This is a genomic window from Mycobacterium sp. NGS69, assembly GCF_059812165.1.
In genome coordinates this window covers 65,340-87,703 of the sequence record NZ_JCALCD010000015.1, presented here as the reverse complement: position 1 = coordinate 87,703, position 22,364 = coordinate 65,340, and the positions used below count along the sequence as shown (strand labels likewise).

Annotated in this window: 33 protein-coding genes and 1 tRNA gene; 14 read left to right on the top strand and 20 right to left on the bottom strand. The window is 64.3% G+C overall.

What is annotated here, in order from left to right; genetic code table 11:
* Positions 1-35 precede the first annotated feature (35 nt).
* From AC5Y2S_RS28100 to AC5Y2S_RS28090, 3 genes are all read right to left on the bottom strand, one after another.
* Positions 36-989: a hypothetical protein gene (locus AC5Y2S_RS28100; RefSeq protein ID WP_499959825.1), complete on the bottom strand. Its 954-nt coding sequence runs from the start codon at positions 987-989 to the stop codon at positions 36-38.
* A gap of 647 nt (positions 990-1,636) precedes the next feature.
* Positions 1,637-2,773: a cyclophane-forming radical SAM/SPASM peptide maturase GrrM/OscB gene (gene grrM, locus AC5Y2S_RS28095; protein WP_499959824.1), complete on the bottom strand. Its 1,137-nt coding sequence runs from the start codon at positions 2,771-2,773 to the stop codon at positions 1,637-1,639.
* A 45-nt stretch (positions 2,774-2,818) separates the two neighbouring features.
* A complete protein-coding gene (locus tag AC5Y2S_RS28090; protein ID WP_499959823.1) occupies positions 2,819-2,995 on the bottom strand; it encodes a hypothetical protein in 177 nt (58 codons plus the stop codon).
* Between the two features lie 1,051 nt (positions 2,996-4,046).
* Between AC5Y2S_RS28090 and AC5Y2S_RS28085 the strand changes: the two genes are divergently transcribed.
* From AC5Y2S_RS28085 to AC5Y2S_RS28030, 12 genes are all read left to right on the top strand, one after another.
* The gene (locus AC5Y2S_RS28085) at positions 4,047-5,057 is read left to right on the top strand and encodes a hypothetical protein (RefSeq protein WP_499959822.1); all 1,011 of its coding nucleotides are present in this window, start codon (positions 4,047-4,049) and stop codon (positions 5,055-5,057) included.
* A 314-nt stretch (positions 5,058-5,371) separates the two neighbouring features.
* On the top strand, positions 5,372-5,788 hold the full coding sequence (locus tag AC5Y2S_RS28080; protein WP_499959821.1) for an HNH endonuclease: 417 nt from the start codon (positions 5,372-5,374) through the stop codon (positions 5,786-5,788).
* Positions 5,785-5,967, top strand: a complete 183-nt coding sequence (locus tag AC5Y2S_RS28075) for a helix-turn-helix domain-containing protein (protein ID WP_499959820.1) — start codon at positions 5,785-5,787, stop codon at positions 5,965-5,967. The genes AC5Y2S_RS28080 and AC5Y2S_RS28075 overlap by 4 nt, the downstream gene beginning before the upstream one ends.
* Entirely contained in the window at positions 5,964-6,188 is a 225-nt protein-coding gene (locus AC5Y2S_RS28070) for a hypothetical protein (RefSeq protein WP_499959818.1), read from the top strand. Before AC5Y2S_RS28075 ends, AC5Y2S_RS28070 begins: the two co-directional genes overlap by 4 nt.
* Before the next feature lie 33 nt (positions 6,189-6,221).
* Positions 6,222-6,878: a hypothetical protein gene (locus tag AC5Y2S_RS28065; protein ID WP_499959816.1), complete on the top strand. Its 657-nt coding sequence runs from the start codon at positions 6,222-6,224 to the stop codon at positions 6,876-6,878.
* A gap of 30 nt (positions 6,879-6,908) precedes the next feature.
* Positions 6,909-7,046 carry a hypothetical protein gene (locus AC5Y2S_RS28060; RefSeq protein ID WP_499959813.1) on the top strand — a complete coding sequence of 46 codons (138 nt, stop codon included), beginning with the start codon at positions 6,909-6,911 and terminating at the stop codon, positions 7,044-7,046.
* A 287-nt stretch (positions 7,047-7,333) separates the two neighbouring features.
* The gene (locus tag AC5Y2S_RS28055; protein ID WP_499959812.1) at positions 7,334-8,713 is read left to right on the top strand and encodes a phage major capsid protein; all 1,380 of its coding nucleotides are present in this window, start codon (positions 7,334-7,336) and stop codon (positions 8,711-8,713) included.
* Between the two features lie 121 nt (positions 8,714-8,834).
* Positions 8,835-9,113, top strand: coding sequence for a hypothetical protein (locus AC5Y2S_RS28050; protein ID WP_499959810.1), 279 nt, complete (start codon positions 8,835-8,837; stop codon positions 9,111-9,113).
* A gap of 4 nt (positions 9,114-9,117) precedes the next feature.
* The gene (locus AC5Y2S_RS28045; protein WP_499959809.1) at positions 9,118-9,666 is read left to right on the top strand and encodes a hypothetical protein; all 549 of its coding nucleotides are present in this window, start codon (positions 9,118-9,120) and stop codon (positions 9,664-9,666) included.
* Between the two features lie 119 nt (positions 9,667-9,785).
* Complete coding sequence (locus tag AC5Y2S_RS28040; RefSeq protein ID WP_499959807.1) at positions 9,786-10,112, top strand: phage fiber-tail adaptor protein; 327 nt, start codon at positions 9,786-9,788, stop codon at positions 10,110-10,112.
* A gap of 13 nt (positions 10,113-10,125) precedes the next feature.
* Positions 10,126-11,031: a hypothetical protein gene (locus AC5Y2S_RS28035; protein WP_499959806.1), complete on the top strand. Its 906-nt coding sequence runs from the start codon at positions 10,126-10,128 to the stop codon at positions 11,029-11,031.
* A gap of 25 nt (positions 11,032-11,056) precedes the next feature.
* Positions 11,057-11,920, top strand: coding sequence for a hypothetical protein (locus AC5Y2S_RS28030; protein WP_499959805.1), 864 nt, complete (start codon positions 11,057-11,059; stop codon positions 11,918-11,920).
* Between the two features lie 60 nt (positions 11,921-11,980).
* On the opposite strand, the gene AC5Y2S_RS28025 is transcribed toward AC5Y2S_RS28030, so the two are convergent.
* From AC5Y2S_RS28025 to AC5Y2S_RS27995, 7 genes are all read right to left on the bottom strand, one after another.
* Positions 11,981-12,337 carry a L5-gp82 domain-containing phage-derived protein gene (locus AC5Y2S_RS28025; RefSeq protein WP_499959804.1) on the bottom strand — a complete coding sequence of 119 codons (357 nt, stop codon included), beginning with the start codon at positions 12,335-12,337 and terminating at the stop codon, positions 11,981-11,983.
* Positions 12,334-12,690: a hypothetical protein gene (locus AC5Y2S_RS28020; protein ID WP_499959803.1), complete on the bottom strand. Its 357-nt coding sequence runs from the start codon at positions 12,688-12,690 to the stop codon at positions 12,334-12,336. Before AC5Y2S_RS28020 ends, AC5Y2S_RS28025 begins: the two co-directional genes overlap by 4 nt.
* Positions 12,690-12,890: a hypothetical protein gene (locus AC5Y2S_RS28015; RefSeq protein WP_499959802.1), complete on the bottom strand. Its 201-nt coding sequence runs from the start codon at positions 12,888-12,890 to the stop codon at positions 12,690-12,692. The genes AC5Y2S_RS28020 and AC5Y2S_RS28015 overlap by 1 nt, the downstream gene beginning before the upstream one ends.
* 12 nt (positions 12,891-12,902) lie before the next feature.
* A complete protein-coding gene (locus AC5Y2S_RS28010; RefSeq protein ID WP_499959801.1) occupies positions 12,903-13,097 on the bottom strand; it encodes a hypothetical protein in 195 nt (64 codons plus the stop codon).
* 99 nt (positions 13,098-13,196) lie between these two features.
* Positions 13,197-13,382, bottom strand: coding sequence for a hypothetical protein (locus AC5Y2S_RS28005; protein WP_499959800.1), 186 nt, complete (start codon positions 13,380-13,382; stop codon positions 13,197-13,199).
* A gap of 125 nt (positions 13,383-13,507) precedes the next feature.
* Positions 13,508-14,188 (bottom strand): hypothetical protein, encoded by a 681-nt coding sequence (locus AC5Y2S_RS28000; protein ID WP_499959799.1) that lies wholly within the window; start codon positions 14,186-14,188, stop codon positions 13,508-13,510.
* Between the two features lie 481 nt (positions 14,189-14,669).
* Entirely contained in the window at positions 14,670-14,939 is a 270-nt protein-coding gene (locus AC5Y2S_RS27995; RefSeq protein ID WP_499959798.1) for a hypothetical protein, read from the bottom strand.
* A gap of 15 nt (positions 14,940-14,954) precedes the next feature.
* Here AC5Y2S_RS27995 and AC5Y2S_RS27990 point away from each other — a divergent pair, with 15 nt between their 5' ends.
* The gene (locus AC5Y2S_RS27990) at positions 14,955-15,230 is read left to right on the top strand and encodes a helix-turn-helix domain-containing protein (RefSeq protein ID WP_499959796.1); all 276 of its coding nucleotides are present in this window, start codon (positions 14,955-14,957) and stop codon (positions 15,228-15,230) included.
* On the opposite strand, the gene AC5Y2S_RS27985 is transcribed toward AC5Y2S_RS27990, so the two are convergent.
* The 5 genes from AC5Y2S_RS27985 to AC5Y2S_RS27965 all read right to left on the bottom strand — a co-directional run bounded on the left by AC5Y2S_RS27985 (position 15,227) and on the right by AC5Y2S_RS27965 (position 17,846).
* Positions 15,227-15,448 carry a hypothetical protein gene (locus AC5Y2S_RS27985; RefSeq protein WP_499959795.1) on the bottom strand — a complete coding sequence of 74 codons (222 nt, stop codon included), beginning with the start codon at positions 15,446-15,448 and terminating at the stop codon, positions 15,227-15,229. The two genes, AC5Y2S_RS27990 and AC5Y2S_RS27985, sit on opposite strands and share 4 nt — an antisense overlap.
* A gap of 66 nt (positions 15,449-15,514) precedes the next feature.
* Complete coding sequence (locus tag AC5Y2S_RS27980) at positions 15,515-15,898, bottom strand: hypothetical protein (protein ID WP_499959794.1); 384 nt, start codon at positions 15,896-15,898, stop codon at positions 15,515-15,517.
* Positions 15,899-15,952: 54 nt separating this feature from the next.
* Entirely contained in the window at positions 15,953-16,624 is a 672-nt protein-coding gene (locus tag AC5Y2S_RS27975; RefSeq protein ID WP_499959793.1) for a DUF3102 domain-containing protein, read from the bottom strand.
* The gene (locus tag AC5Y2S_RS27970; protein ID WP_499959792.1) at positions 16,621-17,361 is read right to left on the bottom strand and encodes a DUF2786 domain-containing protein; all 741 of its coding nucleotides are present in this window, start codon (positions 17,359-17,361) and stop codon (positions 16,621-16,623) included. Before AC5Y2S_RS27970 ends, AC5Y2S_RS27975 begins: the two co-directional genes overlap by 4 nt.
* A gap of 194 nt (positions 17,362-17,555) precedes the next feature.
* A complete protein-coding gene (locus AC5Y2S_RS27965; protein ID WP_499959791.1) occupies positions 17,556-17,846 on the bottom strand; it encodes a helix-turn-helix domain-containing protein in 291 nt (96 codons plus the stop codon).
* A 173-nt stretch (positions 17,847-18,019) separates the two neighbouring features.
* On the opposite strand from AC5Y2S_RS27965, the gene AC5Y2S_RS27960 reads away from it, so the two are divergent.
* The gene (locus tag AC5Y2S_RS27960; RefSeq protein ID WP_499959790.1) at positions 18,020-19,213 is read left to right on the top strand and encodes a tyrosine-type recombinase/integrase; all 1,194 of its coding nucleotides are present in this window, start codon (positions 18,020-18,022) and stop codon (positions 19,211-19,213) included.
* Here AC5Y2S_RS27960 and AC5Y2S_RS27955 read toward each other — a convergent pair.
* The 5 genes from AC5Y2S_RS27955 to AC5Y2S_RS27935 form a co-directional block, all read right to left on the bottom strand.
* Positions 19,210-19,566: a hypothetical protein gene (locus AC5Y2S_RS27955; RefSeq protein WP_499959789.1), complete on the bottom strand. Its 357-nt coding sequence runs from the start codon at positions 19,564-19,566 to the stop codon at positions 19,210-19,212. The genes AC5Y2S_RS27960 and AC5Y2S_RS27955 overlap by 4 nt on opposite strands.
* A gap of 116 nt (positions 19,567-19,682) precedes the next feature.
* Positions 19,683-19,756, bottom strand: a tRNA-Pro gene (locus tag AC5Y2S_RS27950).
* Positions 19,757-19,815: 59 nt separating this feature from the next.
* On the bottom strand, positions 19,816-20,562 hold the full coding sequence (locus tag AC5Y2S_RS27945; RefSeq protein WP_499959788.1) for an IclR family transcriptional regulator: 747 nt from the start codon (positions 20,560-20,562) through the stop codon (positions 19,816-19,818).
* Positions 20,559-21,389 (bottom strand): cyclase family protein, encoded by an 831-nt coding sequence (locus AC5Y2S_RS27940; protein ID WP_499959787.1) that lies wholly within the window; start codon positions 21,387-21,389, stop codon positions 20,559-20,561. The genes AC5Y2S_RS27945 and AC5Y2S_RS27940 overlap by 4 nt, the downstream gene beginning before the upstream one ends.
* A gap of 13 nt (positions 21,390-21,402) precedes the next feature.
* Positions 21,403-22,161 (bottom strand): SDR family NAD(P)-dependent oxidoreductase, encoded by a 759-nt coding sequence (locus tag AC5Y2S_RS27935; RefSeq protein ID WP_499959786.1) that lies wholly within the window; start codon positions 22,159-22,161, stop codon positions 21,403-21,405.
* Positions 22,162-22,364: the final 203 nt, after the last annotated feature.

Genomic DNA, 22,364 nt, shown 5'->3' with positions numbered 1-22,364 from the left:
CCAAATCAGGGCCGCGAACTCAAATGCTGCAAACGCTAGGTAATGGCCCCATCGTGTCGGAGCGAATCCGCCTGGGGACCCATCACTCTCACAACACGCTCAATCCAGGACACTATGTGTTGGTCCCTCATCACGCCGACACCTCGAGGATCGCCCTTTTCTCTCTCCAACGAGTTAACCGCCTCCCTCCGCTCCTCGGGAGTCAGCATTGGCGAGATCGCCTCCAAAGCCCGGAGGCTGTGATTTTGCTCGAACGCGCTGGCAGACGACGTGAAAACTCTCAGCACGTCGGTGAACGCATCGGCACTCGGCGCACCCTGAACAAGAGCTAGGCCCACGATGCGGTCACCCTCCTGCGGGGAGCGAAGTAGTGCAGCCGCGTATCGCTGTGCGGTCGCAGGCGCAGCTGCAGCGCGAAGCCGCACGCTGTTAACTAAGCCGTTCATCTCCCTGGTTCGACCATCTCCGGCCGGCGTCGTTCGTCGAATCTCCTCGTAGCCTCTGGCCTCTCGAGCCAAGATGTCCTCTGATATTGCAGTATCGGCAGGCACATACCGCCTCGCCATGCGGTCTATGGCCTGATCGATCACCTGCCCCGCCGATTTCGGGTCGGTCGAGCCTTGTTCCACCTGCTCTGCGGTTGTCTTCATATTCGCAAGATCGTGGATCAGGTCGTCGGGAGACGTGAGCAGGCCGCTAGCGCTCGCCTCCACACCGGCCGCCTTGAGCGAGAAGCCGACCAGGAACAGAAACCGTAGCGCGGTCGGTAACCAAATCAGCCCGATTGCGGTCAGGCTGATTGCGCCGACCGAAATGTGCCACTGAAGCCCCTTGTCGGCAACCGTGACGTCAAGTGCCGCAATGACGGCGACCAAGCACATCAGGATAATCCACAATCGTGGGAGCGTCGTGACGCTCGAAAGCAATTTCAATTTGTTCGTGATCTCCGGCGGGAGATGCTGTTGGGTTCCCGTTTGCACAATGATCAACTCCCCAACTTGCTCGCTGGCGATCGGGACAACGATAAACGATGTAGTGCAGAAATGTAGGCCCTTTGGTCAAGGGCTGCAAGAGGTCCGCATGGGCTTTTGCGAGTCCGAGAAAGTGGGGTTCGCCGCAATCCAAAGCCGGCGCTTCACCTTTCGGCGCACAGCTTGGAAACTGCGACGGTCGATGATCGGAAGCCGTTCACACCGACGGCCGCGAGGTGATCCGGCATAGTCCTGTCGTGGTTCTCGGATCAACGTGGAGCCGCTGCCGATGAAACAAGCACCTTGGCCGCCCGCGGGGCGGTGGCAGTGGCGATAATCGCGATCGGGTGTCGTGCGGTGCCGGGGATATCGAGGCGGGCGGCAGAGCACCGACGCGGAAGGGACCGTCATTTTTGCGTCGCCGCACAACTGCGATGACTGCAAAGGACCCACCGGGGTCATCCGCCACATCGAAGCCACCGCTAGGTGAGGCAGGGACTTGGGACGCTAAACGTAACGGCCAAGGATGGCGAAGTACACAGCGTCCTCGATTCGAAAACGTTCTGTACGTTGACAATGGCCGCTGATTCTCGAGTGGGGATCAATCAGCACGTGAGGTTCAGGCGAGCGGTTGGGCTGTGGCGATGTGGAGACATTCGTCCAACCTAGTCGGATGCAGACGCACCGAGGACAACTTCCGTCAGCTCTTGGGTCTGTAAAGCACACTTCAGCGTCTGCGTCGCCGAGAATACGCCAGTCTCATAGAACTTATTGCCAGGCGAACCGCCGCCGCACACGCCGAAGTAGGGGCAGCGACGGCGGCAGGCGTCAATCCCAATATCGATCTCAGATTGGATTTCATGGGCGCGCGGACTGCGCAGAAGTTCATCGAGCGAGTGCACTTCGGTGATGTTGCCGAGCGAAAACTGATCAGGTGCCCCCGGTATACCCGAGGCCAGCTCAGGCGACCACGAGGACACTGCGCCGTTGCGCGCCATTGTCAAGATCGCCCCGGCCCGTTGCTCGGCGACGGCAGGCACGAACCCAGGGTCATTTCGCCGCCTCTTCATCCGCTGAGCGATGCTGACCAGTTCCCTGATTGTCAACGGCCACCCGTTGGCAGCGTTGAGCTGCAGCATTCTGCCCATGAACGCGCGATAGTGTCCCCTGAGGCTGGCCAGATCCCCCTGATTGCTGACGAGCGAAGAGGCGAGATTAAGCCCTTCGATTTCTTCGACGTTGAATGCGACGTGTCGGAATCCGGACTGCACAAAGAACTCGAACAGCTCGTCGGGGCGAGTGAGGTTCCGGGAGGTGAGCACGCAAAGCACGCTCAGTCCCATGCCATGCGCATGGAGGATCTCGACTCCTCGCATAACAGCATTGAAGGATCCTGAGCCCGCCCTCGTCTTCCGGTTAGCGTCGTGAATTTCTCGCGGCCCGTCGAGGGAGACTCCGATCCGGACCTTCCTCGCTCGGAAGAACTCGCACCATGCCGGGGTGACTAATGTGGCGTTGGTCTGCATCGAGTGTTGCACGTTCAAGCTTTCATCAACGATCTCGTCGATTAGGTCGAAGGCTTCGCGATAGAAGCTGAGGCCTGCTGCCAGCGGCTCACCCGCATGCCAGAGCACCGGCAGATCCTTCTGCCGACTCATGAGCGTTGAACGAGTGAGAGCACGAAAGAGCAGTTCCAGCAGTCGGATTGGCAAGCGAGAAGGATCGGTGCGACCAGGAACATAGCAATAAACGCAGTCGAGGTTGCAGCGAGCGGTGGGCTGGATCACCAGAAGCTCAAGCACCAACCGCTCGCTTCAATGTGAAACAACGCTCGGCAATTAAGCAATTTAGTTGACGCTGTTGTCGAAGGAGTTGTCGAAGGAGTTATCGAATCCGTTGTCAAAAAGGGTGTGAGCTGACTGCCGTCCACAGAGCAACTCCAGGTGCGCAGCATCGAGCGTGCCCAATCGCGCATCGACGCTAGGCACGGCAGTGTCCTCGGACGGAATCTGATCGATGCTCATGGTCCCCTCCCCTCTCCGTACGGTGGTTTTCCGGGCTCGCCCATGGGGGTGATCCAACTGTCGGCAGGCCTACGCGCGCAGCGAGGTCAGCGCGCTGCTCACAACACCAATGCGGTTCACCACGTGCGAGGGCTGTGAGTTCGCATTCACCTGACGGGAGCACGACGAACACCCACCCGTCCGCCGGTGTGAATCCGCACGCTCTGACGTACTGATCGAACAGATAACCTTTGATCGCTCCGCTCGACGTTTCAATGTCGCGCTGCGTAATCCCGAACTGGGCCATATACGGAATAAGGCACCAATGCCGGGGAGTAAACAAATGTCTGTGAGGCACGTGCATAGGCCCCCTCGATAATTTCGGATCTCAGCGTCAGCCTAAGCGACCAAATACACAGGGTCAACGCGCGTCTGTATGCGTTCCCAGGGGCATATCCAGCGATCGGCGCAGCGCGACGCGCCGTGCCGCGTCGCCGCAGCCACGCAGAACGCCTGGGCCGTCATGGCCCCACAAGTTCGGAGTTTGGCAAGCAATTGGTGCGCCAATAACCAGACATCACATCTGTCGGGCTGACAGGATTTGAACCTGCGACCACTTGACCCCCAGACTATGGAACGGCGTTCGCACACGTGTGCTGATGTTCGCCACTCCCCCAATCCGCGCAGCTCACAACGCATTTCAATGCATAGGCGAACACTGGCGAACACCCGCGAACACCACGAAAATTCGGCACAAAGGGCGTAGAAATGGGCGTAGTCGTGACGGGCAGCGAGAGGGGTTGGCCGCCGGGGAACTCGGCCACCGAATCTCGGCCTGCGGGAGGTCTAGACACGCCGGTACGGCAATGCCGGATCTGGGTGATCAGCGGGGTTAGGTTGACCCCGACGCGTATTTGGAGCTCTGCCGTCGCATCGTTACTGCGAACGGAAAGGGTTCCCCACCAATGCAAACCGCCGCCCGGGGGCGGCGGTCGCGGTCTCAGCAACCGCGATTCTGCCACACCCCCGCCCCAACGCAAGCACATCGCCGCGTGTCCTGGCGGGCCGCGCAATGAGCGTCATTCGACCCAAGTTCCTGTATGTGGTGCCCGGCGATCTCCGTCACGGCTACGACGGTGCCTGCGTGCTGGCCTTGGTCCGCTACGTGTGCGCTCACAAGAGCGAGCAGAACGGCCGCGCACGGTTCGATGGCGAATTGTGGTGGCACGCCTCGCATGCCGACATCGCCGAGTCGCTGGGTGGCCATGTGAGCCACGACAGCGTGCGGCGAACGGTCAAGAAACTTGAGGCGGCAGGAGTGCTACGAAGCCGTCGTGTGCGCGCCGATGATGGCACCCAAGCCTACCTAGTCGTTGACCAGTCACTACGCGAAAACGCGTCGCCTCTGAGCAGCGAAGACGCGAATTCGCGTAACCCTGACGCGAAATCGCCGGACCCCGACGCGAAATCGCCGGACCCCGACGCGAATTCGCGTAACCCCCTACGCGATTTCGCGTCGCGTACCTCTATTACTGGAGAACTAAAAGAAACTGGAGAAGGGGGAGAACGCGCTTCGCGCGGCGTCGCCCTGGCGGGCGACCCCCCCGCGCACCCGTTCGATTTTCTCCTCGACCCCAATCCGCCACCTGGTTACTGCCGAAACCATCTAGGCGGCACAGACAAGCCCTGCCGGGCTTGCGGTCTGGCGGTCAAGAAGCTTGAGGAGTGGCAGGACTTTCGCAAGCCATCCAGGAGCGATCTCGGAATGGTCTCCGCGCTGCGGCTCAAACGCTCCGAGCCTGGGATCGCGGGCAGAGAGTTGGAAGGCATTTTCAGCACCACCAGACACGTGGTGACCAACGGCCAACCACCACAGCGGATCGGCGTGGTTATGCCCAAGGTCATCGACGTGGAGATCGTTGCTCCGCCTGGCGCTGAACACGCCGTGACCGGTGCTGCCACAGGCCACGGAGCCTTGACTGCCCAGACCAGGGCGAGCATTACCGACATGGAGGCCTACAAGGCCAGCGAAATGGCCCGCCTCCGTGAGCGTTTCCCCGACGCGGATTGGCAGGCGTCGTGAGCCGCGGTCCTGGCCGCTGGGAGCGGCTGCTGCTGCACGCGACGTACCACGCGCCGCTGATCGCCCCCAGTGGTCGCCGGTTCGCCAGACCGGGTGACTACGCCGGCAACGCCTCGGAGTACTCAGCCATACAGCGCGCCGCGCGGCGACTGCGAGACAAAGGGCTGGTGAGAGCAGCCTACGGGTGTGCCAACGACCTTGAGCCTCTGCGTGATCCGCCGACCATTGCCGACTCCCGCCGCTGCGAACATTGCTTAAGTGTTCAAAACAGAGGGGATCCCCTCTGTTTTGACACACTTAGCCGAGGCGAAGCCATGAGCGCGTGCCTGTTGTGTGGACGAAAACTCGAGCTGTGCAACGCCTCTGAGATCTGCGCCGAGTGCCTCGTGATCGTCCAGAACGTGGCCGAGATCCGCATCGAAGAGCGATGGCGACCGGTCGAGGTTGCTGGCATCGACGGCCTGCTCGTGAGCGACCGAGGCCGCGTCGCCCGGTTGCTCACCATCGACAGGGCGCACAAATATCCGAGGGTCTCGCTGGCCGGCCGCAAGCACTACGTGCATCAGCTCGTCGCCCGTGGCTGGCACGGGCCACGCCCAGAGGGGCTGATGGTGCTGCACGGAGACGACGACCCGCAAAACCTCGCCGCCAGCAATTTGAGATACGGCAACCGAAGTCAGAACGCCGCCGATGCGCGGCGTAACCGCGCCACGAAGGGGGCACCCATATGACCGCCAACGCCGCGATCCGGCGATCACTGCGCAACGCGCTGATCATCGAGTTACACGCCGATGGGATGACCCAGCGCACCATCGCGGCCAGGGTCGGCTGTTCTCAGGCGAACGTCAGTTATGTCCTGGCCGCGAGCCGTGGCCAGAAGCGCAAGCGGCCCGACCGGGAGCCGAAATGACCACCTGGACGGCCTACTTGCGCGACGGCAGCAAGGCCGAGGTGGTCGCGGATGAGGTGCTGCTGGAAGGTGCGGCGAGGTTAGTCAACAACGCGCTGGACGCCAATGGCGATGAGCGCTACGTCGACGTGCTCGTGTTGGCGCACGGAACATGGGCGCGCATCGAGGCCACCGCCGCGGGCCTGCGCTGGACGCCACCGGACCCGCCGCGCATCGCCTAGACGCCACCGCCCGCTGCGCCCACACTGACGCTCGTGGCTTCGCGTCGCCGACGACGACAACTCCGCCAGGCCCGAGCGTTCGCGGCAAGGACGAGGGCCTGGCACGGCGGCGACGGGCCGTTCGTGCGGGCCAACCTGAGCAGCCGGGGCGCGCTGCAAGCCGCCGCGACACCAGCCATCTCGGCCAACCTGTGTGGCCACGGCGCGCTGAGCGGCATCGTCCAGGGCTGGGTGCGGCCTGTGCTGGAAGGGCAGGGCAGCCTGACCGCGAAGAACGTGAACCGGATCGCGCTGATCCAGTGGCACGCCGGCCAGTTGGCGAAGACCGTGGGCAGGTGCGATTACCAGGCGCAGTGGACATTTCACGCGACCAAAGAGGCTGCACTCGATGCCGCGCGAGACCTCGACGACTCCTGGGTTTGGAGCGTCGTCAACACCGACCCGCCGCGCCGCCGGGGGTGGGACGGCAAGGAATTCGACGACCAAATCAAGGCGATGAGAACCGCGCTCGGCGTCGAGGCGCGGCAAGCCGCGAAGGTCAGGTCGAGATTGGCGCGGAAGGGGGCCTTGGACCCCTGGCCCAAGCCCGTTAGCCGCCCTGACCCCGAAAATCAGCCCACGAGGCTGTCAGAGGCCCGCACGGGCCATCTGAACGGCGACGCGCGAGTGCCCAAGGCGCCTGCGCCGTAATCACATTCATGTTTCAGCCACACTAGGGCCATGGATCAATTCTGGGCTGAGCGACTCAGGCACGGCGACGTGACCGAGGCCGAGATCCACGACGCCTACGACGCGACGTTGGATGCGATCAATGCGGCCCGTGAGGCCGAGGTCCGCGCCAATTTGACCGACGATTAAAAGCCAGTCCGCTGGCTTAAAGCCGCCCGACACAGCGAGATTCGCGTCGTGTCGGGCTTTCTTTGCACGGAAAATCGGCGCTACGATTCGCGCCGACGTTTGGCCTCGGAACTCTCATGACGCGAGATGGAGCGAGGAGTTCCGGCCAGTCGGCTCTCATGCCGCGGGATGAAGCGAGGAGCCTGACCAGCGCGTCGCGGCTTTGGTGAGTCCCAGTCGCCTACCCCATTTTGTCTCGAAACCCGCTCTTGCAGCGGTGTTTTCGCGCAACCCCGAAGGCACCCACGATGGGCGTTTACGACTCGCAAATCGCCGACCTTGTCCGTCGTCGCGACGCACTGATGGTTTCGACCCAGCACTCTCTCGAGGCCGCCAGCCGTGCTGGCCGCCGCCAGATGCTGCCGACCGAGCAGCGCGCCTGCGCGGATGTCGAGCGGCTCAATGCCCGCATCGCCGAACTTGAGGCCGAGGAGCAACGGGCCGGCGGCGACGCCTTAGCCCGCCTCTCGGAGCGCGTGAACACCCCGGCCCGCTCCCAAGGAACTCCCATGCGCACGCTCAATGACTTCCACCTGACCTATCGCAAGGGCGACGCCAGCGTGAGCTGGATTCGCGATCTCTACCGCACGGCCTACAACGCCGATGACACCGGGGAGTCCCGTGCCCGGCTGTCCCGGCACGCCCAGGAGGTGGCCACCGATGCGGCTTACAGCGAGTACCGCGATTTGAGCCGTGTCGATGGACAAGGAGGCTTTGCTACACCGCCGGCCTGGCTCATGAATCAGTACATAGAACTTGCTCGACCTGGCCGCGCGTTTGCGAATTTGCTGCAGAGGCAAAATTTGCCAGCTGGGACCGATTCTTTGAACATTCCCAAACTGCTCACCGGTACCGCAGTTGGAATTCAAACAGCCGACAATTCGCCCATTGTTGACGTGGATCTAACCGACACGTATGTGAATGCGCCAATTCGCACGATTGCCGGTCAAGAAGGCGTTGCGATTCAATTAATCGACCAGTCCCCAATTTCTTTCGACGATGTCGTGTTTAGGGATTTGGTCGCGGCGCACGCGGGGTGCCTCGACCAGCAGTGCCTCGACGGCACGGGCGTCAACGGACAGGTGACCGGCCTCGACTTCACGCCGGGCATTCAGACGATCACGGTGTCATCAGTCACAGTAGCGGGCATTTACAAGGCCATTGCGAACGCCGTTCAACTGATCCACACCAAGCGCTTCCTTCCGCCCGAGGTCATCGTGATGCACCCGCGCAGGTGGGGGATGTTGCTTGCCGAGCTCGATACCGTGGGCCGGCCGCTATTCGTGCCGTATACCCAGAATCCGATGAATGCGGCGGGTATTTTGACGGACGTGGCCAGCCAGCAAGTGGTCGGGCACATGGCCGGATTGCCTATCGTAACTGATCCCCTGATTACTACTACAAGCGGTAGTGAATATGCCTCATACGGTGATGAAGACTGCATTATTGTGATGCGGGCCTCGGACAATTTGTTGTTTGAGTCAGGCATTCGCGCGCGGGTCCTTCCCGAGGTTAAGGCGTCCAATCTGACGGTCGTTCTACAGGTGTATTCCTACCTTGCCGTGACATTTGCTCGATTTCCTCAGTCCAATGTTGTCATCACCGGCCTGACGCCGCCGACCTGGTAAGCGCTTCGCTGGCCGGTGTTCTGTGGCCCGGCCGGCGGGGACGCGGGGGGCGGCGACAGGGTTTTGAGGCCCAATTTCAACGGCATACGCCGCCCCCCGCCACCACCTGAGAGGAGTTCCGATGGACTACCAACAGCGCACCTACGACCCTTTCACCGGGGCCGAGATGGCCACCCGCGGCATTCCGGGCACCGAGGCCCACACGCCCTACACGGGCGTGCCGTACACCTGGGACCCGACCGCGCCCATCGACCCGCACGATGTGCCATTCGCCAAGGGCGAGGGCTCGCCCTCGACCGGCCCGCTGCCGTCCAACGTGCACGGCGACGGCGGCGCGTTCGACCCCCCGCAGCCCGTCTGGCAACGGCCACACCCGCAGCCCGACCCGCACGACGGCTAAGCCCATGCGCCTGTCGATTACGCAGAACGACGACGACTCGTGGTCGCTGATCGACCTCGATAGCCGCCAAGTCCTCGGTGTGTACAAGAGCTCGATCGACGCCATCAAGCACAAGGAGCTCATCGGTGGCACCGACCGCGCGATGACCGACGACCTCGACCTCGATGAGGTGCTGGCGTCGGTGAGCGCCGCGCTCCAGGTGCTCGACCTCGATGATTTTGCAGACCTCGATCTGGACGAGAACACGTTGAATGAGCTGCGCGGTCAGATGGACCGCGAGGCCGACGAACTCTGGCCCGGTGACCCCGACGACGACCTCCCCGACGACGGCAGCGAGGATGTCGACGGCATCGGCCACGATGCCAGCGGCATCCGCAGCCCGCTCGAACCGCCGGCCGACGACGACCTTCCCCCGCCGTTGGCCGTGCCCTGGCAACGGGAACCTGGCCGGATACCCAAGCCGTACACCAACCCGTTCTCCCCGAGTATCGACCCCTCAGTGCTCCCGATCCGCGCCGACAGTCGCGGGTACGAGCGTCGCCAAGGGGCCTAGATCGTGGGCGCGCCCCTTCTCCTCTGCAAGTCGATGGTCGCGCGCCTACCGGGGGCGGAAGCCGGTCGGTTCCACCCTTCAGAGGCCGGCTTCCGCCCCGTCGCCGGGGATCTCTCGTGATGACTGACTGGACTTCCGGACTCGAAGGCCTGGCCTATCCGCAGGTCATGACGACGCCGGGGCTGTTCCGCAAGTACCCGGTCGAGGTGGTCGACATCGCGATCGACTGGACGCCGCATCTGGTCGACGACGTGATCGTGGCGTCGGCCTGGACGGCCAACGACGGCATCGGTCTCGGCCAGACGAGCTACACCCACACCACGACCACCGCGTGGATCTCGGGCGGGTCGGCGGGCTGGCTGTATCGGCTGACCAACCAGATCCAGACCTCGGGGGGCCGCATCCTCGTGCGCGAGATACTGGTCAAGGTCAAGACGCCGTGCTGAGTCACGGGGTCCTATGACCGACGAGACCTCGGCGCTGGCCCGGCTCGGCCTGCTGAACATCCCCCCGATATTCGATGCCGTCTCGGCAGCCGCCAACCCAAGGAATCTACAACGGGGAGTGAGCGCCGACCCGGCCTATCGTGGTGGTATGGCCGTCAATTCCCGTCCCGAGGAATACGAGGGCGTCGAGCTGAAGGTCATACTCCTGTTCCTGCGGGAACTCATCAACCAGGCCACCGCCGCTAAGGTGAGCTACGGCCAACTCCTCGAGGCGCTCATGCTCGACGTGTCCCTACGCCTACCTGAGCAAGATGACGACGAGGTCCCGGTCGAACAGCGCAACGAAGAGCTCGCGAGATTTTTGCTCGATACGACACTGAAGAACGTCCGTATCTTCTTGGCGGTGCAGGGTGTTCTCACCTCGGCTGCACTGGTCTCGAAGATTCTGTGGATGTCCCAGCCTCAGCGGCGCAAAGGTTGCACGTGCCCTCTAGACGAAGCCGACGAGGCACGCTTCGCTCAAGCGAAGCGCCGCTGCAAGGCGCTACGCAAGGCGCTCCGAATTAAGACGGAGCCGCCGGAATTGAGTCGCCGGGTGCGTAACTTACTGGAGCATTATGACGGCCGTATGGATGACTGGCTCGCCGCTGACGACGGCACCGTATACGCAACGGGCGTCGGCTCGCCGGACAGCGTGGGGGATGGTACGTACGGCTTCATGCGAGGTTTCGATCCGTCGACGATGACCGCTTCGGTGCGGGGCGACTCGATTTCATTAAACGAACTGATCTTGGCTGTGGAGGACTTGTCTAGCCGCGCGAAACAGTGGCTGCTAGCCAACACCGCCTACAACCCATCGCTAGAGCCCGATATTCATGTGTGCGCGGTCCAACCCCAACATCGATCGAGAGCGCCTTGATCCTGCCCGCTTGGAGGGAGCGAAGGTGAGCAAGGGTGGTCGGCTGCGCGCTGCTAGGCGAGCCGGGAAGACGTGCATTTTCTGCGGCGATCCGGTGGGCAGTTGCGAGCATCTATGGCCGCAATGGCTTAAGGACAGCAAGACGATCGATCACACGCCGGTGAATCACACGCAATCGCGGTCCTTCATCAAGGCCGTCCCTATCGGTCCCCGCGCGGCAGTCCTCACCACCGACCTCGATGAGAAGCGTCGTGGGGGCGCTGCTACGAACCGCAAGGAACCGGTGGTGTGCGACCCGTGCAATACGCGGTGGATGTCGCGGCTCGAGAACAGGGCGAAGCCGATTCTGCTGCCGATGATCGACGATGAATCCCGGGAGCTAGACGCAGACGATCAGCGCACGATCGCCCGCTGGGCGGACAAGACAGTGATGGTGCTCGAGACGACCGATCCGAAAACCGCGGTTACGACTCAGCAAGACCGGCTGCGCGTCATGAATGAATCGCAACCACGCCCGGCACTTCGAACTCAAGTGTGGATCGGACGAACTGAGCACAGCCCGAAAACCACTGTGCTGCAGCACACGTCGGCGCTATTCGCCAGCACCAGCAGTGGACCCGATTGGCTGTTAAAGGCCAGCAGCAACGGTGAAACCGAGAAATTGCGGATCGACGTGTTGGTCGTGGGCTACGTGTGCCTCGTCGTGACCGGCGCGGCGAGCCGTGTATACGAACCGGCGGCCGTCTTCAGAAACGAGCTGTCCGACCGGCTGACTCCCATCTGGCCGATAACCAGCCAGTCAGTGCATTGGCCCCCGCCCGCGACGATGACCACAGCGGACATCGAAACTGTGCGGATGACGATCTCCGATACCCAGGTGCGCTTTTAGGGAAGCCATCGGTCATCGGGTTCGGTGACCATGTCACCGTCCTTTTCAGTCCGATTTTTCTCACACGAACGCGCCCTCGGTAGTGAACGCGACAACCTCGGCAGCCGTCACCGGCTCTCCCGTATCGGCCACGAAGAACTCGGGCCGCTCGTGCGGGCGGTAGGTCAGCCGGCGCGGATCGGCCAGCGTTGCGCTCTGGCAGACCGTGCCCACGATCCACGCGTGCACCTCGCGCGCGGCACCATCCGCGATCCGGCGCTGAGCGCGGCGGTTGACATGGGTGTGGCAATCGGCCAGCGTGACCGACTCGGCATGGCCGATGACGCGTCCGCGATCCGGGCCGTCCATTGCGCGGATCGACCACGCCTGCCGATGCAGGTTCTTGTAGACGGCGACGCGTTGGCCATCCGTGGTCACCCTCCTTTTCCGTCCGACTTTTTGCGCTGCCAGCTCGCATACAGCAGCGCGAGCGCGACCAGGCCGGGCAGCCGGTCGAGCGCCCGGTCCGCGTCGGCAACATAGACGACCTGTTCGTTGCCCGCGTCGGTCTCGGCGTAGAGGCCGACGCCGAACCCTTGGGTGGCCGCAAGCGGATTGAGCGTCGCGTCGGCAGCGTCCGTGATCAGGATCTGATCGCCGGTCTCGACCCTTGCGGCGATGGCGTAGCACCCGCCGCCCGTGGACGCGATGGCAAACGCCATCCCGAACCGGGCGGATAGCGCCGTGCACGCGTCGGCGTAGTCGGCCTCCAGGTGCTCGGCGAAGGTCATCAGGTCACCTCGCGGATCTCGAAGTGAAACCACGCCTTGCAATCGCGGTCCACGAAGAAACCGACGTTCGGCGTGGCACCGTAGCGCGCGGTCAGCCCGTCCACGGCTGCCGCCTCGTCGGCGGCATCCATCGCCGCCAATCGTGTCTCGTAGCGTCCGCTGGACGCGTCGTTGGCCGAGGAAATGGTCAGTTCGTACATGTCGGTCTCCGATCAGGCGTAGGGGGTCAGGTCGGCCGAGACCGCGCCGTAGAAGCGGGCGCGGTCGAACCGGGCGTTGTCGCGGCGGAACACGTCGGCCAGGCCGAACGCGATCTTGGCGATGCGGCTGCGCTCGGCGTCGGAGGCAGCGGACTCATAACCGCCGGCCAGTACGGCGGCGATCTCGCGGTAGTGCTTGCGGGTCATCACGGCGTCACCGGCCCGAGTGCAGTGCGCGGATCACGCCGACCAGCACGGCCGACACGGCGAGCATGAGGCCCGCGAACGCGAGGAAAAGAACGATGATCATGTCAATTTCCGATCTGTGAGTGCCCCACTTTGGGGCAGTTGCTTGGGTTGCCGAGCGGGCAAGAGTTGGCGCAAGAGCGCGATGAACCGCTCGCCCTGGTCTGCCGTCACGCCCGCGTTGACGGTCACCCGGATGGCGTGGCCGTCGGTCGGGTCGATCTCGGCCAGCCGCGTCAGCGCCATGATGTAGACGCGCCGATGCTCGGCCAGCGCAGTGCTGGCCGAGCGGGTGTGTGTTGGTCCGCCGCTGCCTAGACTCGCGAGCGACGGACCGGGGCTATTAGCCGTAGCCCCGGCCCGTCCCGCCATCAGGCTGCGACCGCGCCCGTACGGGGATTGGTGCCCTTGCTGCCCGCCGGGTGCCGACTCACCGACTCGCGGTGCTCCTTGACCACCTTGTTCAGCGTGCGGGTGGCTTCGGTCAACTTGGTAATCAGCCGCTCGACATCGGCCATCGGCAGGCTGTGCGGGTCGCTCGCGACCTTTTTCAGCACCCGGTCCACCGCGCCATACGCCAGGTCGGCGGCGTTGGCGCGCTCCTGCGCCCGGCCCTTCGGTGCGCCGCCCGTGGCCTGCGACTGGCCCGACTCCTTGGCGGCAGCCACCCGGTAGACCGCACCCTTGGACGACTGCGTGGCCTCGACCACCGCGCGCTGTGACAGGCCTTCGTCCAACAGGAACGCGATGACGGCATCCCGGTTGACGCGGTGCATCAAGGGCATGTCCTTGGCGGCGACATCGGCCACGTAGGCCTGCCAGGTCGCGAACGGCTTGCCGTCCGCATCGCTCACGAGCTGCCAGACGTTGGTGGCCTTGGCCTGAGCGATCAGCCCGGCCAGCACGACCATGGACTCCTCAGCGGTGCGCGCAGCCTTGCGCAGTTGAGCATCCAGCCGTACGGCTTGCTCTTGCTCCTGGCGGGAATCGTCCAGGTTCTTGCTCGGCGACTCCGCAGGCGCGGTGCGCGGCTGCCGCTTGTCAGCTGGCAAAGGATTTGTACTCATTTCGATTTTCTCCAATCGGTGCCAGGAACCACTCCCGACATAGCTCGATATTACCAGGTCAGAGCATTATTTGCCACATTTTTGGACATTTCGCGAGCTGCGAATGACGCCAGTTCGGAGCATCACACAGCAAACGCAATTGCCCCACTGTGGGGCACCCGCGGCCACCGCTCACGAGCTCAGAAACCACGTTCCGCAGGTACCGAGGCGGGCTGGCCGGGCGAGGTGCGCTGCGTCCAAGGCACCTGGCACCTGGCGCCGGCGGCGGCCAAACCGCTCAAATTCCTTGTGGCACAGTGGAATTAGGTAACGCGAAATGCGCTGTGCGACAAGGCTTCCCGCTGTGCCATGCCCGGCAGGGGTACCAAAGTCCACGGCGTCTCCCGCATGAGAGGCAAGGCCGGTTCGCCCCAGACGATGTGAGCGCCAAGCACAAAAATTCGCCCCGGCGCAGCCCGGTGAGCGCCTAGAGTCCGTACTCGCGTTTGATCTGGACGCGGGCCTGCGCGAGTAGTTCGTCGCGGTCGGTCTCGCACAGGTCATCCAGGCGCAGGTTGCCGCGCTGTTCGAGTTCAAGCAGGCCACAGTCGCGGAATGCCATGCTCAGCGTGTAACCGCGCGCTCGCAGCGCGAGCGCCTTGTCCCAGATCGCGTCCTGGGCCTCGATCCACTCCGTGCAGCCAGGGTTGCGGGCCAGCCAGTCGGCGGCGAACGGGGCCTCGCGCATGGTGCTCATGTGACAATTGTGAGCATGGCTGGTCGCAAGGTGGAACGTGACGCGCAGGCCAAGCTCGCCGGCATGACCCAAATCGAGCGCCAGGCGTTGGCGCTGCGGCTGCGGCGTCGCGGATTCAGCGAGCGCCGCATCGCGCGGGCGCTGGGGATCTCGCCATCCTGCGCGCACTACTGGACCGCGGGCCGGCCACCAGCCGCGCGCACCGACATGTGCGAGGGCTGTGGACTCGACTTCCCGCTGGCGCAGTTGGATACGAACGGGTTGTGCGCACAGTGCCGGGTGGACGGCTAGCGCCGCCCCTCCTCCCGCTGTCGCTCCCACAACGCGTCGAGCCGGTCGCAGGCATCGATCATGGCGGCGGCGACCGGCTCGCGCTCGGCGGCATGGCGGCGGTCCATCACCTGCAGTCGGCGCAGCAGTTCCTCGCGGCGGGTGATCAGCGCCCGTTCAAGTTCTGCGTCGGCGGCGGTTGTGTCCAGTGCAAAAAGCGTGTCGTCAGTTGGGGCCATCGTTGTTCTTCCCTAGTGGACCGGGGATGTCTGGCTGGTCACTCATCGGCGGTCCAAATCGTTGTGTCATGGCTTCTCGTTCTCGTACTCGGCTTCCGCGATGGCGTAGGCCTCCCGCAGTGCCTCGGACAGGTCGTCCAGTGACACGGCCAGCCTGCCCGCGATGTCGGTGTGCTCTCTGAAGTCCAGCCACTGCAGCACCGGGACTAGCTGCTCGTAGACGCCGTCCAGGGTCAGGTCGATGTCTTCCATCTCTCCCATCTGCTGGAAGTCCTCGGACGCGTCCATCCGGTCGACTTCCTCCTGTGGCAGCCGGACCAATTCACCCGACATCCACGGCGGGAGTTTGCGCGTGCCGTCCGGGTTGAAGAACAGCTCCGGGTGCTTGCGCTTGTACTCTCGCGCTCGCGCCGCAATCCTGACCTTTTCCGCCCTATCCCTCAGTGGCATTTCTCTCTCTTCCCATCGTCGTCGGGGGTGTCGTCGGTCATGGCAGGGCCTCAGTCATCCGTATCGCTCCATCAATTCCCCGGCTTGCGCCAAGCGGTACCTCTCGGCGTCGACCGACTCGCCGCCGAGTTGGTCGAACAGCTGATTGAGCACGGCCATCGGTCCGCTCATCGCGGCAGCGATGTCATCGGCCTTGGCGGTCTTCACCGACGCGTTGGCGAGCTCGCGTGCATCATCGGCCAAGGTCTTCAGCCGCCTCAGGAAAGAGGCGAGCGGCAGTTCGGGTTCCTTGGGTTCGCGGTGGGTCTTACACAGGCCCTTGAGCGCTTCGCGCAGCGACTGCTCGGCGTCCAAATGCTCCACGCGTTGCGCATTTGAGGCAACGCGCATGTACCCCTGCGCGGTGGTCTTCGAGCCGGTGAAGTTGGCATCCAGCCACGGCAGCCACTCCCCGTGGTGGCACAAGGCCTTCGCCGCGATCAGCGCGTTACCGGCATGCCAGGCGGCCTCCAGCGCGCTGCGTGTGGAGCCTTGGGCCTGGGCATGGAACTGGTTGGCCAGTGCGGCCAGTTCGGGTAGATCGGGCTCGTCCAGATCGATGGCCAGGTCGGCATCGTCGGGCTCGATGGGTCCGAGCAGCTCCAGCGTGGCGGTCTCGGTCTTCGGCGGTGGCGTGTCGTCGTCGGGCACCGGGTCCCAGCGCGCGGCGCCCCAATCCGCGCTCATTCGAGGCCCCGATGCAGGTGTGCCGCACGGCCAGCCAGCTCGCCTTGCTCGTACCCGTAGGGGTCGATAAGGGGCTCGGAGCCGGATTCCCGAAGATTCGGGTAGTCGGTGCGCAGCGCCAACTCGGCGCGCTCACTGTCCTTCCGGTACAGCTCCAGCGCGCCCTCCGCTGCCGCGGCGGCGTTCTCGGCCTTGCGGATGCGCCCGCTAATGGTGTCGCTGAACCCCTGCAACCAGCTTCGGCGGTAGACGGTCACATGGGCCGATGGGGCGAAGCGACCAGGATGGGCGTTCTCCATGCCGCGCTGGGCCTGCGGTGCCAGCAGCGCCCACACGTCAGCTAGCCGGGCCAAGTGATCGGCCATCCCGTAGACCCGCATGGAGACCTGGCTGCTGCCGCGCTTGGTGAACCACACTGCCCGGCACTGCATCGCCTCGGCCATCGCGTACATCAGATCGCGCTGCGCCGGCTGATACTTACCCGTCAGGTGCACGTACACCGAGTTCGCCTTGGCCTCGGCCGTGATGTCCAGGCCGTCGCGGCGGGCACGGACCAGGGCCTCGGAGATCCCGTAGGCGGCCATGATCTCGAAGGCCTTGCCCTGGAACGCTTCGGCCTCGGCGGTGCGGTCGGCCAGTTCGGCGTCCTCGGCCTGCCGCAGCAGCTTGGCCACGCGGTTGAGCATCTTGTCGTGGCGGGCGGCGTCGTCACCGGGTTTTGTGGAATGATCGGCCATGTCGCTAAGCCCTTTTCCTTAGTGGCCATCGCCCCGGCCGGCACCACCCGGCGCGGGGCTTCTTGCTGCCGATTATACGCAGCGGACTGCCGTTAAACGAGTGAAAAGCCTTGGGCGCCAACAGGACTGGTAGCGGGCTACCCGTGTATAGCCCGAATACCAGCGGATTCGCAAAATTTTCGTGCAAAAACGGTTCAGTCATCGGTCAGCCGCGGTGCAGTCGCTGCAGTGGTGAGCCGGGCGATGTAATCGGTGACGCTCGCTGCGGTGATGAAGCTGCGACCGCCGACCTTGACCATCACCAGCTCGCCCTCATCGACCTTCGCGTAAAGCGTTGTGCGGCCAATGCCGCCGAGGGCGCGCATCGTCTCGGGGATCGACCAAAGCAGCTGAGGCACAGGCTCACCGGCCGCTGCGGGGACAAGTGGAATGGGCACGAGAACAACCTTTCCGAAATTGGAGTCGACAAAGCAGCGCCCTGTCACCGGGCCAGAGTCTCCAATCTCGGGTGGGTCGCACGACGGCTAAACCGCAGACCTGTGGGTCGCGCGATGCGCAGAAGACCCGCTTCAATTGATACCACAAAATCGTCCGCTGGTGATCGGGAAGCGCGCGTGGTTGCTTGACGGTATTCGTCCGTTGGGTGACACTGCGGCCCATGGCTACACGTCGCGGCAACTCGGAAGGCACCTTTTATCAACGCCCAGACGGGTTGTGGGAAGGCCGGGTTCGCTACGCCGACCCGGTGACTGGCCGACCCAAACGTGTGTCGGTGTACGGGGCGACAAAGAAGGCGGCGCGCGCCAGGCTCAAAGAGGCTCGCGACCGCCTCGATGCCGGCGCACCACCCAAGGATGCGAGCCGCACCGTCAGCGATTGGCTGAAGCATTGGCGCGCAACGACATTGGCGGCATCCGACCGCAAGGAGTCGACGCGAGTGCTCTACGCCACACTGTGCCGCCTCCACCTGGAGGCCGGGGTGTTCGGGCAGATCCGGTTGGATCGGCTGCGCCCGTCCGATGTTGAGGCGCTGATTCTGGCGATGCGGGCCAAGACCAAGCCCGGCAAGCGTGTCGATGACGACACCGCACCCGAGCCGGTGCGGGCGCTATCCGATTCCACGATCCGCACGACGTACAGCGTGCTGCGCAGCGGATTGGACGGGGCGGTGCGCGACGGGCTGATCGCTAAGAATCCCGCCGCGCTGGTGAAGCGTCCGAGCGTCGAACGGGTGGAGGCCAAGCACTTGGACGCGGGCGCGGTGACAGCGGTCCTGCAGGCCGCTCAGGACTCCCGGTACCACAGCGCACTGACACTGATCGCGAGCACCGGCATCCGTAAAGGCGAATGCCTCGGCCTGCGCTGGTCCGATGTTGACCTTGACGCGGGTGTCCTCGTCGTGCGCTCCACCCTCGGACGCATCGGTGACCGGCTCGTTATTAGCCAGCCGAAGACGGCCCGCAGCCGCCGCGAGGTGCCGCTGCACCCGGCGGTCGTGGCCAGGCTCCGCAAGCACCGCGCCGCCCAGTTGGAAGAGAGGTTGCGGGCGGCGAACAAGTGGCAGGACTCGGGTCTGGTGTTTACCACCGAACTTGGCGGGCCTGTCGATCCACGCAACTTGCTGCGCGTTATCGAAACCGCTGCGAAGACCGCCGGCATCGCCGACGTGGGCATCCACACGCTGAGGCATTCGGCTGCCGTGGCATGGCTTGAGGCCGGGGTGCACATCCGGCAAGTGTCCGACCTGCTCGGCCACTCATCAATCGCGATCACTGGCGACGTGTACGGGCACAGCAGCGACCACGGGGCACGCGCCGCCATCGACGGACTCGGCGCACGGTTGGGCCTCTAGCCCGCCGAGGGCGTGTTCCAGTTGATCGCTGCCGCGCGCCGTTGCGCGTCGTCGAACCGTGCTTTGGCTTCGGCCCGCGCTTGGTCAAACGCGGCTTGGCGCTGGCTGGCCTCGAGTTCAGCTTGCACAACCAAGCTTTGTAACCAGTCCTTCTGGCTCTCAAGCACTGCAACGTTTGTGTTGTGAACCCGCAGCGTGGGAGGGGCGACAAAGTCGATGGCTGCGCCCAGGCTCGACTGCAGGATTTGGACGAGGGCTTCCTGTTCGAACGGTGTCGTGGTGCGGGAAAGGTGTAAGTAGAAGGTCTGTGCCGTCTGATCTTCCGCACTGATTTCCGACTTGATGAAATGCAACGTTCCCACTGTCGGCAGTTCCTTCCCTCGGCCGGTGCGACATTGGGCGTAGAAAAGGGCGTAAACCCCCCTTTTCGATACCGGCCCGATGTCTACAAAACCACCTCTGACCTGCGTCGGGCTGACAGGATTTGAACCTGCGACCACTTGACCCCCAGTCAAGTGCGCTACCAAACTGCGCCACAGCCCGGATGCCGCCGGATCACCGGCAGCAGGTCGACAGCCTACCGCAGACGACCCGCCACCCTGCTAATGCCCGAGCGACCTGCGAGTCTGCTGAACCCAGGCCCGCAGCGCCTCAGCAAGCTCGGACTCGCGACGATAGAACCGCTGCGCCGGCACAGGCACGCTGACAGCCACCAATTGCTCGCCAACCCCGGGCAGCACCGCGCCGACAGCGCACACGCCCTCGGTCTGCTCCTCGCGGTCATAGGCAACCCCTTCGGCGCCGACGCGCTCGAGCTCCTTGCGCAGCGCCGCCGGCGTCGTGATCGTCTTGTCGGTCAGCCGGGCCAGCCGGCTGGGCACGACCTGTGCCTGCCGCTCGGGCGGCAGATTGGCCAGCAGCGCTTTGCCGTTGGCGCAGCAGTGCAGCGGAAATGACTCCCCGACCGCGCTGATCGCCCGCAAGCGATGCGGCGAGACGACCTGGTCGACGAACGTCGTGCGATCGCCGTCGAGGATCGACAGGTCCACCGTCTCCTCCAGCTGACGCGACAGCTCCTCCATGAACGGGTGCACGTCCATCACCACGCCGAGCCGCACGGTGGCGGCCATGCGCGCGATTTCGGGCCCGAGTCGATACGGGCCGCGCGCCCCCCGCGACGCCACCAGGCCTTCGTCGTCCAGTGCCCCGAGGATCCGGCTGACGGTGGAGCGCGCCATGCCGAGCCGCTCGCCGATGTCGGCCTGGCTGAGCCCGCCTGGATGAGCTTGCAGCAGCCGCAGGATATCGCCCGCGCGGGCGATGACCTGGATGCCGCCGTCGGAAGTCACGCCGCCTGGCCCGTCTCGAGACGGTACGTTCCGGTGGGGTCGACGATCGCGACCAGCCGCACGATGCAGCCGTCGCCGCCGACCCAGCGCCACGGAAACGCCGCGAAGGTGACGCGCTTGCCGGTGACCTTGTCCAGGTCGCCCCCGACGTTCTCGAAGCCGTAGATGCCTTTGGACAGGATCGCGCGGTGGCACGGCTCCCACTCCGGGAAGTCGTCGAGCACGTTGCGGCCGGTCTCTGCCTCGTATTCCCTTACCGCCCAGGGCAATAGCCCGCCGGTGGTTTCGGCCGGGCCGTGCGGGGCGATCGCGGTGGCCATCGGGTGATCCAGCGCCTGGGTGTCGGTGCCGACGGCCTTGACGCCCTTTGCCGCGAACCACTCCCCCGCCTCCTTGTAGAAGCCCGGCGAGTAGGCGTAGTAGTCGGCGCTGTCCGCATAGGTGTGGTGCCAGCCGGTGTTGACGATGACGATGTCTCCGGACCGGATCTGCGGCGTCGCCTTCTCGAGGTCGTCGGCGGTGACGACCTCCCACTTCTTCTTCGGGATGGATACGACGACACCGGTACCGAAGAACGCGCTCAGCGGGATCTCATCCAGGAACGGCGTGCCCTCGACGACATGCGCGGGCGCGTCAATGTGGGTGCCGGAATGCATTACGGTGGTGACCTTTTGGGTCAGCACCCGGCTTCGGGCCATGTTGTGCAAGCGCTCGATCTTCACATCCTCGAAGTACGGCCACGCCGGCACGCCATGACCCCAGGGGTGGGACAGGTCGTAGAACTCCAACTTCGACTCGGCCTCACCGAGCGGCCAACTGATACTCATGATTTCCTTTCAATCAACACGCGGTGTAGCCACCGTCGAGATACACCACCTGTCCGGTGAAAAAGCTCGACGCGTCGCTGAGCAGATAGATCAGGGCGCCGACGAAGTCGTCCGGCTCGGCGAAGCGGCGCAACGGGATTCGGGCAAACATCGCCTCGCGCGTCTGGCGCCCCTTCTCGTCATCGGCGAACATCCACTCGGTCACCTCGGACCGGAAAACCGTTGGGGCAAGCGCATTCACCCGGATGCCATTCGGACCCCATTCGGCGGCGAGGCTCTTGGCCAGCAGGTCGGTGGCTCCCTTGGACGGGCAGTACGCGCTGTACCCGGCGGGGTGGCCGAGGGAGCCCCGCACCGAGGAGACCAGCACGACGCTGCCTCCAGCTCCCTGCTCCAGCAGCACCCGCCCGGCCGCCTGGCACACCAGCCAGGCGCCGCGGGCGTTGGCGGCCATCACCCTGTCGTAATCCTCGACGGCCATCTCGGTGATCGGCGCGACGTGGTTCATGCCCGAAGCCACCAGCACCCCGTCGAGGCGGCCATGCCGGGCGACCGCCGCCTCCACCATCTCTTGGGCGTCGGCTGGGCTCTCGGGGCGTCGGGCAACCACCGCGGCATCGTCGATGCCGAGTTCGTCCAGTCCGGTGGCGTTGCCGCCGGCCAGCGTCAGCCGGGCCCCGGCCTCGGACAGGGCCCGGGCCGCGACGCTGCCGAGGGCGCCGGTCGCGCCGGTGATCAGTATCGACTTGCCTTCAACGCTGAACAGCTTCATCGCCGTCTCCGTAATTCCTACGATGCGGGTATTGCAACCTGATATACGAGAGACGTTAAGGAAGCAGACGGTCCAAAGTCAACGCTTAATCCTGTGATATGGCTTTCACTGCTTGCATCGCGGGAATGAGTGTGAATCCTGGGCCTTGAGTGGGCGCTGAGGGCGGGAAAGTCGTCGAATTTCCGCCGTCGGTGCACACGGAA

Excerpts from the sequence above, each read along its gene's own strand:
- AC5Y2S_RS28090 (WP_499959823.1), bottom strand. The coding sequence starts at position 2,995 with ATGAGCATCGATCAGATTCCGTCCGAGGACACTGCCGTGCCTAGCGTC.
- AC5Y2S_RS28085 (WP_499959822.1), top strand. The coding sequence starts at position 4,047 with ATGAGCGTCATTCGACCCAAGTTCCTGTATGTGGTGCCCGGCGATCTC.
- AC5Y2S_RS28080 (WP_499959821.1), top strand. The coding sequence starts at position 5,372 with ATGAGCGCGTGCCTGTTGTGTGGACGAAAACTCGAGCTGTGCAACGCC.
- AC5Y2S_RS28075 (WP_499959820.1), top strand. The coding sequence starts at position 5,785 with ATGACCGCCAACGCCGCGATCCGGCGATCACTGCGCAACGCGCTGATC.
- AC5Y2S_RS28070 (WP_499959818.1), top strand. The coding sequence starts at position 5,964 with ATGACCACCTGGACGGCCTACTTGCGCGACGGCAGCAAGGCCGAGGTG.
- AC5Y2S_RS28060 (WP_499959813.1), top strand. The coding sequence starts at position 6,909 with ATGGATCAATTCTGGGCTGAGCGACTCAGGCACGGCGACGTGACCGAG.
- AC5Y2S_RS28055 (WP_499959812.1), top strand. The coding sequence starts at position 7,334 with ATGGGCGTTTACGACTCGCAAATCGCCGACCTTGTCCGTCGTCGCGAC.
- AC5Y2S_RS28050 (WP_499959810.1), top strand. The coding sequence starts at position 8,835 with ATGGACTACCAACAGCGCACCTACGACCCTTTCACCGGGGCCGAGATG.
- AC5Y2S_RS28045 (WP_499959809.1), top strand. The coding sequence starts at position 9,118 with ATGCGCCTGTCGATTACGCAGAACGACGACGACTCGTGGTCGCTGATC.
- AC5Y2S_RS28040 (WP_499959807.1), top strand. The coding sequence starts at position 9,786 with ATGACTGACTGGACTTCCGGACTCGAAGGCCTGGCCTATCCGCAGGTC.
- AC5Y2S_RS28035 (WP_499959806.1), top strand. The coding sequence starts at position 10,126 with ATGACCGACGAGACCTCGGCGCTGGCCCGGCTCGGCCTGCTGAACATC.
- AC5Y2S_RS28020 (WP_499959803.1), bottom strand. The coding sequence starts at position 12,690 with ATGACCTTCGCCGAGCACCTGGAGGCCGACTACGCCGACGCGTGCACG.
- AC5Y2S_RS28015 (WP_499959802.1), bottom strand. The coding sequence starts at position 12,890 with ATGTACGAACTGACCATTTCCTCGGCCAACGACGCGTCCAGCGGACGC.
- AC5Y2S_RS28010 (WP_499959801.1), bottom strand. The coding sequence starts at position 13,097 with ATGACCCGCAAGCACTACCGCGAGATCGCCGCCGTACTGGCCGGCGGT.
- AC5Y2S_RS28005 (WP_499959800.1), bottom strand. The coding sequence starts at position 13,382 with ATGGCGCTGACGCGGCTGGCCGAGATCGACCCGACCGACGGCCACGCC.
- AC5Y2S_RS27995 (WP_499959798.1), bottom strand. The coding sequence starts at position 14,939 with ATGAGCACCATGCGCGAGGCCCCGTTCGCCGCCGACTGGCTGGCCCGC.
- AC5Y2S_RS27990 (WP_499959796.1), top strand. The coding sequence starts at position 14,955 with ATGGCTGGTCGCAAGGTGGAACGTGACGCGCAGGCCAAGCTCGCCGGC.
- AC5Y2S_RS27985 (WP_499959795.1), bottom strand. The coding sequence starts at position 15,448 with ATGGCCCCAACTGACGACACGCTTTTTGCACTGGACACAACCGCCGCC.
- AC5Y2S_RS27980 (WP_499959794.1), bottom strand. The coding sequence starts at position 15,898 with ATGCCACTGAGGGATAGGGCGGAAAAGGTCAGGATTGCGGCGCGAGCG.
- AC5Y2S_RS27975 (WP_499959793.1), bottom strand. The coding sequence starts at position 16,624 with ATGAGCGCGGATTGGGGCGCCGCGCGCTGGGACCCGGTGCCCGACGAC.
- AC5Y2S_RS27970 (WP_499959792.1), bottom strand. The coding sequence starts at position 17,361 with ATGGCCGATCATTCCACAAAACCCGGTGACGACGCCGCCCGCCACGAC.
- AC5Y2S_RS27960 (WP_499959790.1), top strand. The coding sequence starts at position 18,020 with ATGGCTACACGTCGCGGCAACTCGGAAGGCACCTTTTATCAACGCCCA.
- AC5Y2S_RS27940 (WP_499959787.1), bottom strand. The coding sequence starts at position 21,389 with ATGAGTATCAGTTGGCCGCTCGGTGAGGCCGAGTCGAAGTTGGAGTTC.
- AC5Y2S_RS27935 (WP_499959786.1), bottom strand. The coding sequence starts at position 22,161 with ATGAAGCTGTTCAGCGTTGAAGGCAAGTCGATACTGATCACCGGCGCG.